Origin of the sequence: Pantoea sp. Pa-EAmG (assembly GCF_030024295.1) — a bacterium.
Taxonomy (GTDB): Bacteria; Pseudomonadota; Gammaproteobacteria; order Enterobacterales; family Enterobacteriaceae; genus Pantoea; species Pantoea dispersa.
Window position 1 is genome coordinate 1 of the sequence record NZ_JASEWO010000297.1, and the last position, 2,946, is coordinate 2,946.

General features: G+C 52.0%; 3 protein-coding genes. 2 read left to right on the forward strand and 1 reads right to left on the reverse strand.

Annotated elements, in window-relative coordinates:
• Positions 1-238: 238 nt before the first annotated feature.
• The gene (creA, locus tag QMM04_RS21885) at positions 239-712 is read left to right on the forward strand and encodes a protein CreA (RefSeq protein WP_039329478.1); all 474 of its coding nucleotides are present in this window, start codon (positions 239-241) and stop codon (positions 710-712) included.
• 48 nt (positions 713-760) lie between these two features.
• On the opposite strand, the gene arcA is transcribed toward creA, so the two are convergent.
• On the reverse strand, positions 761-1,477 hold the full coding sequence (gene arcA / locus QMM04_RS21890) for a two-component system response regulator ArcA (protein ID WP_039329476.1): 717 nt from the start codon (positions 1,475-1,477) through the stop codon (positions 761-763).
• A gap of 608 nt (positions 1,478-2,085) precedes the next feature.
• On the opposite strand from arcA, the gene QMM04_RS21895 reads away from it, so the two are divergent.
• A complete protein-coding gene (locus QMM04_RS21895) occupies positions 2,086-2,805 on the forward strand; it encodes a tRNA/rRNA methyltransferase (RefSeq protein ID WP_132464491.1) in 720 nt (239 codons plus the stop codon).
• Positions 2,806-2,946 lie beyond the last annotated feature (141 nt).

A 2,946-nucleotide genomic window follows, 5' to 3' on the forward strand; every position in this document is an offset into this window, starting at 1 on the left:
TCCAGCCAGACAAGCAAATCGCGAATGATACCGGCTTGGTCCATAAAACATCCTCATAACTCTCTGGTGGCGCAACTATGAAGTCGTCGAATAATAGCACGAAATGCACAAAGGCGTGGGGGCGGTTTGTCAATCGGCTGTGCTAAATCAATGCGGGTTACAACCCGTTTAGGTTTGGTTCCGGGTTCGATTGACAGTACATTACAGTCTCATCTATTCGATTGCCAATGGTAACTCAATGACAATAACTCGCTTTCTTATAATCACGCTTGCAACTTGTGTGTTCAGCGCGGGCGTCCAGGCCGAAGAGATCGGCTCAGTTGACACGGTATTCAAGATGTTTGGCCCCGATCATAAGATCGTGGTGGAAGCCTTCGATGACCCCGATGTAAAAAATGTAACCTGTTATATCAGCCGGGCAAAAACCGGTGGGATCAAGGGCGGATTGGGTCTGGCGGAAGACACTTCCGACGCGGCCATCTCATGTCAGCAGGTTGGGCCCGTAGAGCTTAGCGATAAAATCGCACAAGGCAAGGCGCAGGGTGAAGTGGTGTTCCAAAAACGCACTTCTTTGGTGTTTAAGAAGCTGCAGGTGGTGCGCTTCTTTGACCAGAAACGCCATGCGCTGATCTATCTCAGCTATTCCGATAAGGTGGTTGAGGGCTCGCCGAAGAATGCGTTGAGCGCCGTGCCGATTATGCCGTGGAAATAAGGCATAAAAAAACGCCCTGTTGGGCGTTTTTCTTTTACCGCAGCAAACTTAATCCTGCAATTCGCCGCAGAAGCGGTAACCTTCGCCGTGAATAGTGGCGATGATTTCTGGCGTATCCGGCGTAGATTCAAAATGCTTACGGATGCGGCGGATGGTGACATCCACCGTGCGGTCATGCGGCTTCAGCTCGCGGCCGGTCATCTTCTTCAGCAGGTCACCACGGGTTTGAATTTTGCCCGGGTTTTCGCAGAAGTGCAGCATGGCGCGGAATTCACTGCGTGGCAGTTTGTATTGTTCGCCATTCGGGCTGACCAGTGAGCGGCTATTGATGTCCAGCTCCCAACCGTTAAAGCGATAACTTTCCACCGTGCGGCGTTCTTCACTCGGCATCGCCAGATTCATGGTACGCGACAGCAAGTTGCGCGCACGAATCGTCAGTTCACGCGGGTTGAACGGCTTAGTGATGTAATCATCGGCGCCAATTTCCAGGCCGAGGATTTTATCCACTTCGTTATCACGACCTGTCAGGAACATCAGCGCAACGTTTGCTTGTTCACGCAATTCGCGTGCCAGCAGCAAACCGTTTTTGCCTGGCAGGTTGATATCCATGATCACCAGATTGACGTCATTTTCCGTCAAAACCTGATGCATCTCGGCGCCGTCGGTGGCTTCATAGACCACGTAACCTTCCGCCTCAAAAATACTTTTGAGGGTGTTACGCGTGACCAGTTCGTCTTCAACGATAAGAATGTGCGGGGTCTGCATGTTTCGCTACCTAAAATTTGCCAACAAATCGAAAACAGGGCGTACCGGGTTGCGCACACTGTTCACCTGAACAGAATATCTTTCGCAACCGGTGTACGAAATAATCTTCGGAATACACCATCCATCAACGTCAACTTCAGTGTTAGCTCAGCCAGTCAGGATGAATATTTGCGTGCCCCGTGGGTATCGGACTGGCGCTTATCCTAACCGTATTAACAGCAACCTAACAGCACCAACAACAACCGATAAGCATAAAAACAACGCTTCGTTGACTTATATCAAATGCAAGTGTAGCACGTTAACACTTTTATGAAAAACTTCTACTGGAATGCCAGCTTAGCTCACAAAAAGCAGCATTTTCGCTACATTTCAGCTGCATCAGCGCAAAAGTAAAACCTGCAGGTAATAACTTTTTAATTGCATGAAAAATAATGTTTTAATATGGGTTTAGCGCATAAATTTTGCTTATTACGCATAATTACGCCTGCCCGGCATTTTTGCCCTCTTTTAACATCCTTAACATCTTATTTTCTCAGGCCCGTGCGGTTGGTATTTTGTCGCCTGCATGCCAACATAGGTCGGGTTATTAACCGTTCGATGGAAAAATCATGCATTTCCCCTTGATCCTTGTCTCACCCGCTCGCCCGGAGAATATCGGCGCGGCCGCCCGCGCCATGAAAACCATGGGATTTAGCGAGTTGCGTATTGTCGCCAGTGACGCCTGGCAGGATCCGGCCGCGCGGCGAGTGGCCCACGGCGCCGGTGAGATTCTTGACCATGTGAAAACCTATGACACGCTGAGCGCTGCGCTGGCGGATGTCGATTTTTCCGTGGCCACGACCGCCCGCAGCCGGGCGAAGTTTCGCTATTACGCCACGCCGGCGCAGGTCGAAACCATCCTGCAGGAGAAGCGTCAGTGGCTGAACCGCATCGCGCTGGTGTTTGGCCGTGAAGACAGCGGGCTGACTAATGAGGAGCTGGAACAGGTCGATCTGCTGACCGGCATTCCGATGGCGCAGGACTATCCTTCGCTGAATCTCGGCCAGGCGGTGATGGTGTACTGCTATCAGCTATCGGCGCTGCACCAGGTAGCGGCCGCGCCGGTTGAGGAGGCTAACGCGCAGCAGCTGCAGGCGCTGCGTCAGCGCTTTCATCAGCTGCTGGTGACGCTGGAAGTCAGCAATGATGCCAAGCTGGCGGACTGGATTGATCAGCGCATCGGTCTGCTGGAGCAGCGCGACAGCGCCATGCTGCACCGTTTGCTGCACGACGTAGAAAAAAAACTTATAGATAATTGCTCGGGAAAACCGGCTCCGGACAGTGAGTGATCGGGCGTCTGTGACGCTGCCTGAACGATCGCAATCCGTTTCGGCGTCTGCGGCGCAGCACTGCGCAGCAGCACCATTCGGGTGCAAAGACAAATTCGTTGACTTAACGTGCGCTTTGCTTTACTTCTGGAAGGCAGACGG